The sequence below is a fragment of the Pseudalkalibacillus sp. Hm43 genome (genome assembly GCF_054170705.1).
In genome coordinates this window covers 1,701,458-1,716,971 of sequence record NZ_CM135129.1, presented here as the reverse complement: position 1 = coordinate 1,716,971, position 15,514 = coordinate 1,701,458, and the positions used below count along the sequence as shown (strand labels likewise).

Annotated in this window: 17 protein-coding genes and 1 other annotated feature; of the genes, 11 read left to right on the top strand and 6 right to left on the bottom strand. The window is 44.4% G+C overall.

Going from position 1 to position 15,514, the window contains the following annotated elements; all coding sequences use genetic code 11:
- Positions 1-279: 279 nt before the first annotated feature.
- From ACXQIQ_RS09110 to ACXQIQ_RS09095, 4 genes are all read left to right on the top strand, one after another.
- Positions 280-639, top strand: coding sequence for a MerR family transcriptional regulator (locus ACXQIQ_RS09110; protein ID WP_439299077.1), 360 nt, complete (start codon positions 280-282; stop codon positions 637-639).
- Positions 623-1,087 carry an SRPBCC family protein gene (locus ACXQIQ_RS09105; protein WP_439299078.1) on the top strand — a complete coding sequence of 155 codons (465 nt, stop codon included), beginning with the start codon at positions 623-625 and terminating at the stop codon, positions 1,085-1,087. The genes ACXQIQ_RS09110 and ACXQIQ_RS09105 overlap by 17 nt, the downstream gene beginning before the upstream one ends.
- 357 nt (positions 1,088-1,444) lie before the next feature.
- A complete protein-coding gene (locus ACXQIQ_RS09100) occupies positions 1,445-2,740 on the top strand; it encodes a M48 family metallopeptidase (RefSeq protein ID WP_439299079.1) in 1,296 nt (431 codons plus the stop codon).
- A 100-nt stretch (positions 2,741-2,840) separates the two neighbouring features.
- Entirely contained in the window at positions 2,841-2,999 is a 159-nt protein-coding gene (locus ACXQIQ_RS09095; protein ID WP_439299080.1) for a hypothetical protein, read from the top strand.
- 166 nt (positions 3,000-3,165) lie between these two features.
- Here ACXQIQ_RS09095 and proS read toward each other — a convergent pair whose 3' ends face one another.
- Positions 3,166-4,605 (bottom strand): proline--tRNA ligase, encoded by a 1,440-nt coding sequence (gene proS / locus ACXQIQ_RS09090; protein ID WP_439299081.1) that lies wholly within the window; start codon positions 4,603-4,605, stop codon positions 3,166-3,168.
- A 50-nt stretch (positions 4,606-4,655) separates the two neighbouring features.
- Positions 4,656-4,873: a binding site (T-box leader), on the bottom strand.
- A 174-nt stretch (positions 4,874-5,047) separates the two neighbouring features.
- Here proS and ACXQIQ_RS09085 point away from each other — a divergent pair.
- On the top strand, positions 5,048-5,614 hold the full coding sequence (locus ACXQIQ_RS09085) for a peroxiredoxin family protein (protein ID WP_439299082.1): 567 nt from the start codon (positions 5,048-5,050) through the stop codon (positions 5,612-5,614).
- A 3-nt stretch (positions 5,615-5,617) separates the two neighbouring features.
- On the opposite strand, the gene ACXQIQ_RS09080 is transcribed toward ACXQIQ_RS09085, so the two are convergent.
- Positions 5,618-6,949, bottom strand: coding sequence for a DUF2254 domain-containing protein (locus tag ACXQIQ_RS09080; protein ID WP_439299083.1), 1,332 nt, complete (start codon positions 6,947-6,949; stop codon positions 5,618-5,620).
- A 58-nt stretch (positions 6,950-7,007) separates the two neighbouring features.
- Here ACXQIQ_RS09080 and ACXQIQ_RS09075 point away from each other — a divergent pair, with 58 nt between their 5' ends.
- Positions 7,008-7,190, top strand: a complete 183-nt coding sequence (locus ACXQIQ_RS09075) for a hypothetical protein (RefSeq protein WP_439299084.1) — start codon at positions 7,008-7,010, stop codon at positions 7,188-7,190.
- Positions 7,191-7,210: 20 nt separating this feature from the next.
- Here the strand turns inward: ACXQIQ_RS09075 and ACXQIQ_RS09070 are convergent, their stop codons facing one another.
- Together ACXQIQ_RS09070 and ACXQIQ_RS09065 are read right to left on the bottom strand one after the other, a co-directional pair.
- A complete protein-coding gene (locus ACXQIQ_RS09070; protein ID WP_439299085.1) occupies positions 7,211-8,554 on the bottom strand; it encodes a DUF2254 domain-containing protein in 1,344 nt (447 codons plus the stop codon).
- Positions 8,555-8,650: 96 nt separating this feature from the next.
- Positions 8,651-9,493, bottom strand: coding sequence for a CAP domain-containing protein (locus ACXQIQ_RS09065; RefSeq protein ID WP_439299086.1), 843 nt, complete (start codon positions 9,491-9,493; stop codon positions 8,651-8,653).
- Between the two features lie 181 nt (positions 9,494-9,674).
- Here ACXQIQ_RS09065 and ACXQIQ_RS09060 point away from each other — a divergent pair, with 181 nt between their 5' ends.
- Positions 9,675-10,298 (top strand): hypothetical protein, encoded by a 624-nt coding sequence (locus ACXQIQ_RS09060; protein WP_439299087.1) that lies wholly within the window; start codon positions 9,675-9,677, stop codon positions 10,296-10,298.
- A 261-nt stretch (positions 10,299-10,559) separates the two neighbouring features.
- On the opposite strand, the gene ACXQIQ_RS09055 is transcribed toward ACXQIQ_RS09060, so the two are convergent.
- Entirely contained in the window at positions 10,560-10,661 is a 102-nt protein-coding gene (locus ACXQIQ_RS09055) for a YjcZ family sporulation protein (RefSeq protein ID WP_439299088.1), read from the bottom strand.
- A gap of 112 nt (positions 10,662-10,773) precedes the next feature.
- On the opposite strand from ACXQIQ_RS09055, the gene ACXQIQ_RS09050 reads away from it, so the two are divergent.
- From ACXQIQ_RS09050 to ACXQIQ_RS09040, 3 genes are all read left to right on the top strand, one after another.
- On the top strand, positions 10,774-11,760 hold the full coding sequence (locus ACXQIQ_RS09050; RefSeq protein WP_439299089.1) for an aminoglycoside phosphotransferase family protein: 987 nt from the start codon (positions 10,774-10,776) through the stop codon (positions 11,758-11,760).
- A gap of 93 nt (positions 11,761-11,853) precedes the next feature.
- Positions 11,854-12,084 (top strand): hypothetical protein, encoded by a 231-nt coding sequence (locus ACXQIQ_RS09045; protein WP_439299090.1) that lies wholly within the window; start codon positions 11,854-11,856, stop codon positions 12,082-12,084.
- Between the two features lie 307 nt (positions 12,085-12,391).
- On the top strand, positions 12,392-13,126 hold the full coding sequence (locus ACXQIQ_RS09040; protein WP_439299091.1) for a C39 family peptidase: 735 nt from the start codon (positions 12,392-12,394) through the stop codon (positions 13,124-13,126).
- Between the two features lie 65 nt (positions 13,127-13,191).
- On the opposite strand, the gene ACXQIQ_RS09035 is transcribed toward ACXQIQ_RS09040, so the two are convergent.
- Positions 13,192-13,659, bottom strand: a complete 468-nt coding sequence (locus ACXQIQ_RS09035; RefSeq protein WP_439299092.1) for a hypothetical protein — start codon at positions 13,657-13,659, stop codon at positions 13,192-13,194.
- Positions 13,660-14,005: 346 nt separating this feature from the next.
- Here ACXQIQ_RS09035 and hutH point away from each other — a divergent pair, with 346 nt between their 5' ends.
- Positions 14,006-15,511, top strand: a complete 1,506-nt coding sequence (hutH, locus tag ACXQIQ_RS09030; RefSeq protein WP_439299093.1) for a histidine ammonia-lyase — start codon at positions 14,006-14,008, stop codon at positions 15,509-15,511.
- Positions 15,512-15,514: the final 3 nt, after the last annotated feature.

The following is a 15,514-nucleotide window of genomic DNA, read 5'->3' as shown; positions in this document are numbered from 1 at the left end:
CCGGGTACTTAAGTGACGACAATTCATGGCTGACGCCTATTTGTTATTTTATAGCGGCGGCTTTCTTCATCATGCAAGCTGTGCTATTGGTCAAAAGGGGAAGACAGTAAGCTCTATACGAAAGCAATTGTCTGATCAGACAATTGCTTTTTTTACAGTTAAAAGCAGTGTTACCTCATACCAATCATGCATTCCGAAGAAAGAATTAGACAAAGATAAAGAATGTTATTGACCTTGTGGTGCACCACATCGTTTAAGATGAATTGTGAGGTGGCAATCATGTATAAGGTTAGTGAATTTTCCAAAATGACTGGGTTAAGCAAGGAAACACTGCGATATTATGCGGAGATCCAGCTTCTTGAACCGGTGTACATCGATCCGCGCAACAAATACCGCTATTATGATAATGGATCCTATCTAGTTGCGAGGTTATTGGTGTATCTGCGGAAATTCAATTTCACGATCCAGGAGATGCTGGAAGTCGTGAATGATGAATCATTCGAGAACTTAGAGACGCTCATCCGTGAAAAAAGAGAGAATCTAGTGCAGGAAGTCCAGCGCTTACAAACCGTCATTGAGGAAATGGACGAGTTTTTTGAATTGGGAATAGGAGATGAAGAACATGATCCAATGGTATGAAGAACGAATGATACCCGTCAATATCGAGGTGATTTGGCACTTGTTTGAAATCGATAACTTGAGCCGGATCATGCCGAACGTCGTAGAGACGAAGGTATTGGAAAAGAAAGATGGTGTGGTCGGTACCACGTATCAACAAAAGTACAAGGAAGGCAAACGTATCGAAACGTATATCGTCGAGGACCTTGAATACGAGAACACGCCTGAAAAGAAACATAACAAAATCGGTTTTACACTCGCGAAGGCATTTGAAATCGAAGCCTCCTTCACATTGGAAAAAGTAAGTGAAAACGAAACAAGATTCATCTATCAAGGACAAAACGAGGGGCTCAACTTCTTAGGCAAAACGTTACTGAAGCTCGGCGGGAAGAAGAGTAACCAGAAAGTCGTTACAGACTTCATGGACCGGGTAGAAGAAGAGGCCATTAAAGAACGCGACGCCAGTTAACATCAGGGGCTGAATCAAAGGGCAGTTAGAACGTCCTATTGATTTCAGCCCCTTTTCGCTATGGTGATCGAAAAGGAGTTTGGATTATAATTTTGAAATCTGGTCTATAAATCCTGAATCTGGTCTATAATTTCTCATTTTTATGGGAAAATCCAAAAACTGAGCTATATTTTTTCATTTTTATTGGAAACAACCCGATTTTTATGGGAAATACTCAAAAATGTGCTCTTCTCCTGAAAAACAGTCAGACTGTGCTCCAATTAGCTGAAATTTTCCAAGCAAGAGATTCACTGCTTGTTCTAAACGTGGACAAAGGTCACTACAATAATAATGGACAAATCCGAGAGGGGTGAATAGATGAAGAAGAAAAAATCGATCTGGATCGGCACGGCATTCTTATTGTACGGAGTCTTGATTTCATGGTACTTGTTTGTAGGTGCGGACACATCCATTCCTGCACAGTATCAGGGGACAGAAGCGGATCCAGCGGTTTTCATGTCTGAACGGCAGTTGGAATTGAGTCACGATTTCTCACGAATCAAGCAATGGCTGTACTTCTTGTCGATCCCGTTTGAATGGGTGATCTATATTGCGGTATTGGGATTCGGCTTATCGAAATGGTTCCGGAACCGTGCTACGGAAATCACGCGATTCTCCATCGTCCATAACGCACTTTATGTCGTGCTGCTTTCCTTGATGGCTTTCATTTTGACCTTGCCGATCGACTATTATAGTTATACCGTTTCACTCGATTATGAAATTTCGGTTCAGCCTTTTTCCGATTGGATGAGGGATAAGGTGATTTCGTTCTGGATCAATACGATGTTCTTATTCATCATCGTCCAGGCGTTGTACTGGCTCATGAACAAGTCGGAAAAAAGATGGTGGGTGTACGGATTTCTCTTATCCGTTCCTTTCACATTATTCATCTACTTTATCCAGCCGATCTGGATCGATCCACTGTACAACGACTTTTACCGATTAGAAGACAAAGCGCTCGAAGATAAAATCCTATCGCTCGCTGATCGAGCTGACATCTCAGCGGACAGGGTTTACGAAGTGAACATGTCAGAGAAAACGAATGCGTTGAATGCGTATGTGAACGGGATCGGGTCCAACCTCAGAATCGTCCTATGGGATACGACGTTACAGAAGTTGAGTGATCAAGAAGTGCTGTTCGTCATGGCCCACGAAATGGGACACTTTGTTAAGAACCATCTGTATTGGAATCTGATCGGATCCATCGTATCCACGTTCCTCGGATTATGGATCGGTTCAAAGCTTTTCGTCGCAATGATCAGGCGTTGGGGTCACCATTGGGGCGTGGAAAAACCGACGGATATTGCTTCTCTTCCGGCACTTTTACTCGTGTTTTCGGTGTTGTCTTTCATGGCAAGTCCAGTCGAGAACGCGATTTCGAGGAATGCGGAACACTCTGCTGATCAATATGCGATTGAAATGACGCAGGACCCTGAAGCGGCAGTAGGATCGTTCCAACAGTTAGCTGTTTCTGGCTTGAGTGAAGTGCATCCACCTTTCCTCGTAAAATTATTCTTGTACGGTCATCCGACGATGCTCGAACGAATCACATTCTTGGACCAGTGGGAGCGGACAATTACAAACGATCAGGAAGTGGATGAGGAGGAAAAATAGCTACCGAAACCTCTCATAAGTGTGTGTAAATGAGCGATGTTTTCCGCTTCGGAAAGAAGGGAATATCCATTTACAAGAACATGATGAGAGGGGTGATCCTATGGATCGTCATGATGAAATGGATGTAAGAGAAAGAAAGGTTGAGAAACGAAAAGATTCCAGCATGGTGGCTTCAACCTTCATCAAGTACGCAGCTTACTTAATCATCTTTTTCGGAATTTTGTATTTCCTCATCAACTATATATTGCCGATGTTTTAAAATAATCAATAAGGAAGGCACCCTGAGCGGGTGCCTTTTTGAATGGAAATGAACATTCTGCTGGATCTGTAATTTATTCTGACCAAAGTAAGAATAATTCTGCCTCAACTCGGAATTATTCTATCCAAATTCTGAATATTTCTACCCAAACTCAGATTTATTCTACTCAATACGCTTTTGCCCAGTACACCATGTGCTCAGCTTTTTCACCACAACAGATGCATTCTTCAGATATTGATTCCTGCTCGAATGGGATGCAGCGAGACGTTGCGGACGTCTTCTCTTTAATCTGTTCCTCACAAGACGTCTTGCCGCACCACATTGCCTTGATGAATCCAGGCTGATTCTCGAGCTGACCTTCAAATTCGCTGAATGTAAGCGCGACGGACGTGCGATCCTCTCGCAACTGTTGTGCTTTTCGCAACAGATTGTCTTGAATCTCGTCCAGCAGCTGTGCAATGGTTCCTTCAAGATCTTTTAAAGGTGTGAAAAGCTTTTCTCCAGTATCCCGTCGGACAAGTACCACTTGTTCCTTCTCGATGTCTTTCGGTCCGACTTCAAGGCGCAATGGGATGCCCTTCATTTCATATTCATTGAACTTCCAGCCCGGCTTCTTATCACTCGCATCAATGCCGACACGAATGGAAGCTGACAACTGATCCTTCAGGTCATATGCGAAGTCCAGGACACCTTCTTTATGCTGTGCAATCGGCACAATCATCACTTGAGTCGGGGCAACCTTTGGTGGAACGACCAAACCTCGGTTGTCTCCATGAACCATGATCATCGCTCCAATAATCCGTGTTGTCAGACCCCAAGACGTCTGATGGACATATTGAAGGTCCCCATTCTGATCGGAATATTGGATACCGAACGCTTTTGCGAATCCGTCACCTAGGTAGTGGGAAGTCCCGGATTGTAGCGCTTTACCGTCATGCATGAGACTTTCAATCGTGTAGGTAAAATCAGCTCCAGCGAACTTTTCCTTTTCCGTCTTTTTCCCTTTGATGACCGGAATCGCGAGGATGTCTTCACATAAAGATGCGTACACATTCAACATTCTCGTCGTCTCTTCTTGAGCGTCTTCCGCATCTACATGGCACGTATGCCCCTCCTGCCAGAGAAACTCCAGGGTACGAAGGAACGGACGAGTCGTTTTTTCCCAACGCACGACATTTGCCCATTGGTTATAGAGCTTCGGCAGATCGCGGTACGAGTGGATGATGTTTTTATAATGTTCACAGAAGAGAATTTCCGACGTAGGGCGAACACAAAGGCGTTCCGTCAATTCTTCTTCACCGCCATGCGTGACCCAGGCAACTTCTGGCGCAAAGCCTTCGATATGGTCTTTTTCCCGTTGTAAGAGACTTTCAGGGATGAAGAGCGGCATATACACGTTTTCATGACCGGTTTCTTTGATCATGGAGTCGAGCTCGTTTTTGATGTTTTCCCAAATCGCGTATCCGTATGGGCGGATGATCATCGACCCTCGGACACTCGAATAGTCGATCAAGTCTGCTTTCTTGACGACATCCGTATACCACTGGGCGAAATCTTCCTCCATAGCGGTTACATCTTGGACAAATCCCTTACCCATTTTCATCACCTCATTTTTATAGTAAAAAAATTGATAAAAACAAAAAAAGCCTTAGCCCCAAAAGGGACCAAGACTTGGCGGTACCACCCTACATTCGTAAAGCACATCAAACATGCCTTAAACACTCAACAGGATAACGGTTTTCACACCGCTGTATCTTCAGTCGATACAGAACTCGGAGGCAGGTTCAAATGCGGATCAATGGAAGCCTTTCAGCAACTGGATTCCTCTCTAAAAATGACCGGAACATCTTACTAGTCCTCTTCATCGCTTCAGTTTTGATAGTAATATAAGCCTGTTCTTGTAAAATGTCAAGAGAATATCTACAGCATAACCATGAATGGCTATTTTTACACGTTCAGGAACTTTTCCAAAAAACTTTGTGAGCTTGTTCATTTTTTCGCCCATTCCTACTTATAGTATAGTAATGGATTTGATTTGAGGTGAAAAAGTGAAAAGACGAGTGAAATTCGCCATTCTGATTGGATTATTCATAAGCCTTGGAATCCTGGCATGGAGAGTGCCAAGTATCACGGAGCAATCTCAACTGCAAGTCGAAGCGTTGAAAGCATCCTCCCAAGCCGTCCCGGCTATCGCCCAGATTGGAAAGCCAGCACCTGACTTCAAGCTGCAGGCGTTATCCGGTGAAGATGTCCAACTCTCAGATTTGAAAGGGAAAACCGTCGTCCTCAACTTCTGGACAACCTGGTGCTCTTATTGTAAAAAAGAGATTCCGGAGCTGATCAACTTGCATCATCTATATGAAAAAGAGGGCATTGTCGTGCTCGCCGTAAACTTAAGTTCAGAAGAAGAAAACCTCGAGCAGGTCGCGTTGTTTGCGAAGGAGTTTGAGATTCCTTTCACCATCCCGCTGGATAAAGAAGGTATCGTGGGGGAAACGTACCAGATCGTGATGATTCCGACCACGTTCATCATCGGACCAGACGGCAGGATCCAAAACAAAATCATGGGGCCGGTCCAACTCGATCAGCTGGAACAGCATTTGAAGAAACAGTGATCGTCAGAGGTGGTACTTCTCTTTCAAATGTCCTGTGTTCTTGGCGATCTCATCAAGTTTTTCATTCAGGTACAGGTAGTCCATATCAATCATAGCGGACCGATCGATGCCTTCTACGACGGATTTTGCGAACTGCCAAACCTTTTCCTGCAGAGAGGTTTGGCTTTTTTCTGCAATTAACGTGAGCGCTTCAAAGACTGCAGCCAAAACCGAGACATCCTGACGGGCATAGAACCGGATCTGATAGAAGGTTTTGTACAGGATATGAGAGAAAGTAGAAGTTTGCAGCACGATCCGCAAATTCTGATCCTGGTCATAAATGTACGGTTCATCTACCGATTCCTCCGCTAGACGGGAGAGCACTTTTCCGAGTCGTTGGATACAGTTGATCGCCGTCTGAGGGTCGTTGATGCCAGGAGAAACGGCACGGACTGCAATCTCGGTCAGCTTTTGGATGCCGAATTCAATATCTTGCTCCGACGACCTTTGTTCCCCGATCCGTATGTGCTTGAGGTAGTCTTTTTCATCATGCGGACGATCACCTAGCGACCAGTATTGGAATAGAGGCGTCCCTTCATCTACGTAATCACCAATCTTCTTTTCCATGTGGATGAGCAGATCATCCTTGTGCGCTTGTTTGACGATGGCTTCCAAGTCGAGGAGTTGGATGAACCCTGGAAGAACAGAGGTAGCCGTCTTATGGACGTTCAATTTGTACTCCTCATTTTCCCAGCTGGACCATGGTGATTCGATGGATGTTTGCAATTGTTTACGGCCCTTTTTCTGATTTTGTAAAATCGATAAGCAGTTGTCGGTGATGTCCTGAATGAGGTTGCTCACCTGGATCCAAGTGCCGACATGATGGATAAAGTAAACGAAGAAGGCGAGACAGACAGCGGAAAGGAACACGGATAAAGTCGGGACGATCAAGAACAAGGCTTGATCGGTGATGTTCATCCAAAGCATCACGAGCACGAAGAAGAGGAAGGATCCGATGAAAACGCCCAATACCCGCCTCGTGACCATGTCGCTGATGAAGTTGTTCAAGGTACGCGGTGAATATTGAGATAGATAAGTCGATAACAGCACCATGATCGATGAAAAGGTGATTGCCGTCATCGTCAGGATTGAAGTTGCCAAAGCGCTCAGTATGATTTGGGTCGTTTCGCGATCCGTCACCATGAAGGCTGGGAAAACAGTTTGCGTATTTGTCCGGTAGAGCCGTTCATCGATTACAACCGAAAAGTAGGCCAAAACGACAGAAAAAACACTATAAAATGCGGGTAAATACCAGAAACTCTTTCGAATTGTGCGGGAAAATGCATTCATGAACATCGCCGACTCGCCACCCCGGTGTATTTAGGCGATATTCTTCCACAGGAGAGCGAATTCTATGAGATTCAACTGGTGCACACCGGATGGTTTTGTAAAAATAGAGGGTAGTTTTGTAAAAATCGGCCGTTGTTTTGTAAAAACAACGCTTCGTTTTAGAAATTCTTCGCCCAGTCTTGTAAAATCAGGAGCAGGTTTTAGAAATGAGGTCTTTTTTACCATTAAAAAAGACTGCCCTCTCTAAAGGACAGCCCTCACTCACGCTCACAATTTCACTTTATCATAATCGTCAGCACAACCGGTGGATTCAGCAATTCGCTTGATTTTCTCGTTGATGAAGTCTTTGTCCCAATCCAGCAGGACATCCGTCTCGATGCCGTCAATGAAATACAACGAAAAATCCCATATCGCTTTTTGAATCGCGCGGTCGTCATTCCGTTCGGTGATGCCGTGCAGTACAGACAGTGTGGATGCACACACGGAAACATCCTCTCGCGCATAATGTCTCAGTTGATAGAACGCTTTATATAAAAGCTCCCGGTAGGTCTGGATGTCGATGATCACCCGGAGCTCATCATCCTCATCATAATAGTACGGGCGAGGGAAGGGGATCGACCCAAGTTCAGCGAGTATGGACCCGATCCGGTTGATGCTGTTGATGGCTGTATGCGGATCGTTGATTCCAGGTGAAATGGCACGTAGGGCGATCTCCACCAGCTTCTGTATACCAAACTCGACGTCCTGCACCGTATTCCGCTCGGTGCCGATCACGAACTCTTCTTTATAGATTTCCTGATAATTTTCCTCCTCACCAGAACGACCGCCTATAATCGAGAAAAGCGGAGTGTCTTTCAAAATGTAGTCACCGATTCTGCGCTCTACCTGGAGGACATGATCATGCTCTTTCGCTTTTTCCAAAATTTTTGGCAGTTTGACCATCTGTAAATAACCCGCATTCGGCGCATTAACCTGCACTTTATCCTTTGAATCGATATGCGAAACGTCTTCATGAGCGGATAAGTATTTGGATTTGGATCGATCATCCACTAGGTGAAAGCTTTCATTGATCGTTTTTAGCGTTCGGGTCGAAATCTTATCAATGAGGTTGTTCACTTGAGTCCAAGTGGCCACATGGTGGATGAAGAACACGAAAAAACCGAGCGAGATAATCGCCCAAACGACTGCTATTCCCGGTGCGATGAACAGCTTCTTATCACTGACATCTTTCAAAAACAATAAAATCAATAAGGAGTAGATGAATGCTCCTGTAAAAACGCCAAGGACCCTTTGTGTGACAACATCACTGATGAAGTCTTGCAGGGTACGTGGGGAGAATTGAGAGGAATACGTTGTCAGTACGACCATGATGGAAGAGAACGTGATCGTCGTCATCGTTAAAACGGATACGGCAATAGCGTTCAAGATCGTCTGACCAAGTTTCGCATCGGTCAAAAGCGCGTTCGGCACATAAGCCCGAATCTGTTCGACCGGTACGTTTTTCTCTAAATATACACTTAAAATGGCTAGCAAAAGGGCAAGCGTGCCGTAAAAAGATGGCAGGAACCAGAAGCTGTGTCTGAATTTGATCCATAGTTCATTGATTTTCATGGGACTCATCCTTCATTTTGTATAGTCTTACTTATTCCCAAAAAGAAGAAGCATCAACCCAAATGGGCGATGCTTCTTTCATAGCATTTATTCAAATTATCCAGTGAATGCTTGAGTGAACATTTTACCGTATGGTCCGCCATCCACGATACCGATACCAATCTTCGTATATTGGCTTCCGAGGATGTTCGCACGGTGACCATCAGAGTTCATAAGAGATGTATGAGCACCTTGGACAGAGCCGTTTCCTGCAATGTTCTCACCTGCAGTATTGTATTCAATACCGAACTGATCCATCATATCGAATGGAGATCCGTAAGTTGGTGAGTTATGGCTGAAATAGTTGTTGTCGATCATATCTTGTGATTTCACACGCGCCATCTTCGTAAGCTCAGGGTCTGCTTTCAATGGTGCTAGACCAGCTTTTTGACGCTCCTGGTTCACAAGGTCCAACATTTGCTGTTCATCAGCTGTTAGTTGGAATTCTGCATTAGAAGATGTTTCTTTTGGTTGTTGCTGTTCTTGCTTTGGTTGTGGTTGAGGAGCTGGTGTTGGCTCCTGAGCTTTAGGCTGTTTTTTTTCAGGCTGTGGAGCAGGTTGTTCTGCCTTTGGTTCTTCCTGCTTTGGAGCTGGCTTTTCAGCTTTCGGCTCCTCAGCTTTAGGTTCTTCAGCCTTTGGTTCTTCAGCTTTTTGACCGTAAGCTTGATCTAGTGCCGCTTGAATCTTGTCTTGTAATGCAGGATCAAGCTGTATATTGTTTTGCTTCATGAAATTTTGTACGAATGTATTGACTTGAGCTTGGTCAATTTGAACTTGACCAGATTGCTTGTAAACATGAACTTGTGCATCTGCTTGTGTAGTTGAAGCTTCACTGACACCAGCGCTAGCTCCAATGATGGATGCAGATAGTAAAGAAGTAACGAGAACTTTTTTAAACAATGTTTTCTACCTCCTCAATTTTGGTTACATAAACACGTTTCGCCTATACGCCATATCGGGTGGGGGTTAGGAAACAATTGGAAAATGAAATCGTGTATGATAAATATGGTTCTGGGCAACGAAAAGAGCGATCGGTTTACGAAGACTATATATAATGAGTGGGTCAGAGGAGGAGAAGGTTTTGTATCCTGAATTGGTAAAATATAAAGAGATCAAACAACAATATGAAGAGCAGCTGAATAAGTTGAAATTGGAACAGGGCGATTTAGAGGAAGAAAAAGAGAAGATGTTGAATGAATATGAGGATCTGCTCTCGAAAGTCAGTGCTCAACAAAAGGCAAACTCGCCAGACCGTGAAAGCCTGACGAGTCTTCGTACCGATTTGCAAAAGTTGACTGAAGAGCTGGGCGATGTGATGGAAGAAAGTTCTCACCTTTCTCGAGCGCAAAAAGAACGCCTTGATGAATGGATGAAGCCATTGCAGCGAGGGCTTGACCGCGAAGTAATGGCTGCAAAACAGCATTTGAAATTGAAAAAGGAAGAGTTCCAGCGCTACCGAATGGAAATGCTGCTGCTTGTCCAGCAAGTTTTCGAAATAGAAGAGTACATACATGAGATCCATCTCGCGTATACACGGGCTTGTAATGATTTCATGACAAAAGAAGAGCGGGAAACATTGCAGCTCCAGGCGATCCATGTGAGGCGAGATGCGAAACTGATGCTTGCAGAGCTCCAACAGGATCTCGATTATGTATCGAAGCATGGTAAAATGCCGGAATGGTTCAGTCGGAAGATGAACGGCTGAGAAGGGCTGTGATGGTGGTATGGAATTCTCACCGAACGTGCATTAATTATGACCAAACTTAATGGAATTCTGACCAAAGTTGAATTAATTGTGACCAAACTCAATTTAATTCTCACCAATGCCTGATTATAGCTCAAAAGTGAAAAGCCACAACTGGGGGGGAGTCGTGGCTTTTCGTCCGTACAGGATTGGAAGGGTAATAGTGAATTACATTTTAGCGTTCGTAATTAACTATTATGAAATAGGGGAAGTACAATAGGTTTAATTTACAAACGCTGTACCTACATTTATTAGCAAGATAAACAATACTACGATTAACGCAAAATCCGGCACCGTAAGAGTAACCCATGCTAACACCCCCATCAAAACTTGCCTCCAGTGAGAGTTGCCTCACACTAATACAATATGCGGAGAAGAAGCCGATGTATGGACAAGTGAATTAGGACATTAATGGAATTTTGAAGGGGGAAAAGCCTTGATCTATCCTAAGACATGGTCTGAATGGGGTAAAATGTACGTCAATCTGGATTTATGGAGTCCGATCATTGAACAAGTGCTGGAAACGGAAAAGCTCCCATACAACGAAGTCACGTTGACGAAGCACCCAGGAACACACGCGGTTTTTGAAGTGGATGGTCGATACATTTTAAAAATTTACACCCCGTTATCACCTGATGATTTTTCAGTCGAGGTTTCGGTTTACAAGAACATTGCCAAAGCTGGCCATACATACTTTCCAGAGCTCGTCGCTGCCGGGGAAGTCCGCTGTCCAGAGTTGTGGCAGTATACAATCGTCTCAGTCGTGGAAGGTGTGGCATATCGGGATGTCGAAAGCCTCTTGACGGTTGAAGAGAAAACACAGCTCGCGAAATCACTCGCAACACAATTGAAGGAATACCATGGTATTCAATGGGTGTACAATGACATCCCTGAGTGGTCTTTACGTTCAGAAGATCATCTTTCAACGTTAAAAAAGAACCTAAAAAAGCTTGATGCACTGAACGAGGAGGTTATAAGCGAAATCGCCCACTTTTTACAGACGTTCAAGCCGAATGCCAAGTTCCCTCAAACTGTCGTCCATGCAGACCTGACAGAAGATCACGTCTTTTTGAACAAAGAAGATGGAAGCTGGAAGTTGAGTGGATTGATTGATGTGGCGGATAGCAAATATTCGAGCGTTCTATTGGAACTGCCTGCGATCTGGTTTGAGCTGTTCAAAGGCGGTATTGATGCAATGCAAGCATTCATGATCGCTTACGATGATCGAACCTTTCGAATGAAGGAGATGCGCAATACACTCATTTATATGACGTTTATCCATCAATTCGGTGCCGACATGATACGTGAGACATTCAAAAGACAAAATATTACTTCTGTGAGCACACTGGATGAACTGACGGAAATCATGTGGCCGACAGCGTTGTTCTCGCCACAAAGTACTATAGTAAGAAATCAATATTAGGACTTAATTCCCTTTTTACCGAAAAAATGTTTTGTTCTCCACCTATATGTGAATAGTTAAGTAATACAACTTTTACAGGGGGAGTTTTACGACATGAAGAACATCATCACTGGAATTATCTTGATTGCATTGAGTTTTGTCAGCTTTAATTGGTGGGACGCAGTTGTAGGATCAGCAAGCATTGTTGAAACACAATCATCCCTTTTCGTATACATATTGCCTTATGTTCTTTCCTTCGTATTCGGTGGAATCGGCTTGACTACAACATTAAGCGGAATCAATGAAGTGAGAGGGAACAATTCCAATTATGAAGAAACAGCCTAAAAAAGGCTGTTTTTTTTATTGGAGTTAGAGTGTGAAAAGTTTAAATTCACAGAAGTGATGTCTAGCTCAGCGCCCAGACTCTCGGTCACTTCAGTCCTCCTGCAGCCTCCTCGTCGGACCTCCAGTGCCCTTCGAGTCTGCCCAGGGCGCTTGCACTTTTCTTATTATCATACCTTGAAATATGATGGAAAATGCCGATATTTACGGTAAATAGGGATTGTTGGGATGATTGCCAAATACTCATACGACTTCACTCAGTCGTTAACGGAGACGCTAAACATACATCCCACAAAAACGGGGTATGATAATGAAGAAAATTTCTTCTGTGTTGGTATGTGCAGTTCTTGTAGCAGGATGTAACAATGCAGTCACGATTTCACAAAAGTCGTTGCAATCTTCTTCAGTTGTCAGTCAAGCGCAGCGGGTGAATCCGGAGATCAAAAAGGAAATCAAACTCGATGTTCCATTGATCAATCAATTGCCCGAACTGCCAAGAGGTTGTGAAGTGACCAGTCTTTCCATGTTGCTTCAACACGCTGGTGTCAAAGTGAGTAAAATGACGTTGGCGAAAGAAGTGAAGAAAGATCCCACACCTTTTCAAAGGAAAAATGGAGTGGTTCACTTCGGGAATCCGAATGTCGGTTTCGTTGGAAATATGTACGATAAAAGCAAACCCGGCTTTGGGGTGTATCATAAGCCGATCGCGGACCTCGGAGAAAAATACCTTCCGGGAAGAATCGTCGATATGACAGGTGCTGAATTTGAAGATGTGCTCACACATGTTCAAAACGAAAAACCTGTCTGGGTGATCAACAATACCGCTTTCAACCAATTGCCGCCGAAGTACTGGCAAGAGTGGAACACGCCACAAGGAAAAGTGAAGATCACCTATAAAGAGCATTCGGTCCTCGTCACCGGTTATGATGAAACGTACGTCTATTTCAATGATCCACTACTCGGCATCAAAAACCACAAAATCCCTAAAACGCAGTTCCAAAAAGGATGGGAACAAATGGGTCGCCAAGCGATCACTTATCAATAAGAAAACAGGCCAAGATGCAATCTTGGCCTGTTTGTTTTATCTCTATTCAAGTCAGGGTTATAACCTCAACCTGTAACTCGTCCACTAAAACGGGACAGTTGTTGGCGGATGGTCTGCTTCGCTTCTTCCGTATCAGCCGATGCGTACGAATCCAACAGTTCATTGATCTGATCCTGGCGGATGCCGTTACTCCACATCACATAGGAGCGATATTCAGTGCTTTTCAAGTATTTCTTCAGCATGTTGTATTCCGGTCCGAAGTAGTAGGATAAGTCACAATGAAACTCATCGAAATCCTTGAGATCCACTGCTAAAATCGTATCGTCCAACAAGTACATGCGGGCATCTTTTTTCCTCATCAAGATCGGTACTGCGTACAGCTCATGATCCTCCAGCACACCGTGTGCCGTCGGTAAAAACAAGTAAGGTGTATGGTCGATATCAAATCCGACAAAAAAGTCAGCAGCAGATTCATGAATGGTAGGCTGGCGTAACATCGTACATTGAACCAGTAATCGTTGAGTTTCAATCATTTCCGTTTCCCCCTCAATTTCGAATGATAAGTATCAACAGAATGTCCACATCAACGGCCTTTTATACATGCAAATGAAAGATTAATAGAGTTCAGTGACAGCTTGTCCTTTTTTGAATCGTCATTGACAAAAGTTCAAAAGAAGGTTTACACTAAAAATACTATTAGAGAATTAAGAAAATTATGAAAGAAGTTGACCAAAATGCGAGATTTATTTTTGCATTTTCATCAATTGCATAGAATCGAAAGCGAGCCGTTGTCCGGTTGAATCAATCGGGACAGCGGCTTTTTTAATGCGATTTTATCTCGCTAAATTGGTAGTGCATTAGGAAGGGGGAACATCATAAATGATTACACTTACAGGGAATACGCTCACTTTGAAAGATCTCTATCATGTCCTTTATGAAGGGGAAGAAGTCCAGGCATCCGCAGAGAGTCTGGAAAACGTGAAGGTGAGTCGGAAATCTGTTGAAAAGATCGTAGATGATCATCAGGTGGTCTATGGCATTACGACTGGTTTTGGAAAAATGAGCGATGTATGGATTGCGCCGACAGAAGTGGAAGAACTCCAGCTCAACTTGATACGGAGCCACGCTTGCGGTGTCGGGGAGCCTTTCCCTGAAATCGTCAGCCGGGCGATGCTGCTTTTACGGGTGAACGCATTGTTGAAAGGTTTCTCAGGCGTCCGGGTCGAGGTCATCCAACTGTTGATCGATTGCCTCAATAAAAGGATCCATCCGATCGTACCGAAGCAAGGTTCACTAGGTGCAAGCGGTGATCTTGCCCCGTTGTCCCATCTCGCACTTGTCTTGATCGGAGAAGGAGAAGCTTACTATCAAGGAGAGCAGATGGCTGGTGGCGAAGCCTTACAAAAGGAAGATCTGAAGCCGATCGTACTGAGTGCGAAGGAAGGGCTCGCGCTCATCAACGGCACCCAGGCGATGACAGCAATGGGCGTTATCTCTTATTTGGAGGCGGAAAAACTCGCTTATCAGAGTGAGCTCATTTCTGCTTTGACGCTCGAAGGGTTGCGAGGCATCTCGGATGCGTTTGATGAAGACATCCATTTTGCACGGGGGTATCCGGAACAAGTCGGTGTAGCACAACGGATTCGCATGTACATCAAACAAAGCGGTCTCATCACTGAACAAGGAGAGGTCCGCGTACAGGATGCTTACTCCTTGCGCTGTATCCCGCAAGTACACGGTGCTAGCTGGCAAACCCTCAATTATGTAAAAGAAAAACTTGAGATCGAAATCAATGCAGCGACCGACAATCCGCTCATTTTCGATTATGGAAGGAAGGTCATCTCAGGAGGGAACTTCCACGGTCAGCCGATTGCGCTAGCGATGGACTTTCTTGGAATTGCGATGGCGGAGCTTGCGAACATTTCGGAAAGAAGAATCGAGCGGATGGTCAATCCGCAGCTGAGTGATTTGCCTGCGTTTTTATCGGCAAATCCTGGTGTCGAATCCGGAGCGATGATTTTACAATATTCTGCAGCATCACTCGTTTCCGAGAACAAAACACTTGCTCATCCGGCTTCGGTCGACTCGATTCCATCGTCTGCGAACCAGGAAGATCATGTGAGCATGGGGACGATCGGATCAAGACACGCCTATCAGATCATCCAAAACACGAGGAATGTGCTGGCGATCGAGTTGTTCTGTGCGATGCAGGCAGTCGAGTTCCGTGACGTAGAGAAGATGGCACCACGGACGCGAAAAGCTTACGACCATGGCAGAAAAGTCGCCCCGAGCATCACTGGTGACCGCGTCTTCTCCAAAGATATCGAACGATTGTCCAACGCACTAAAAGAGGACCATTGGAATGGCATACTCATCACCCAATAAAAA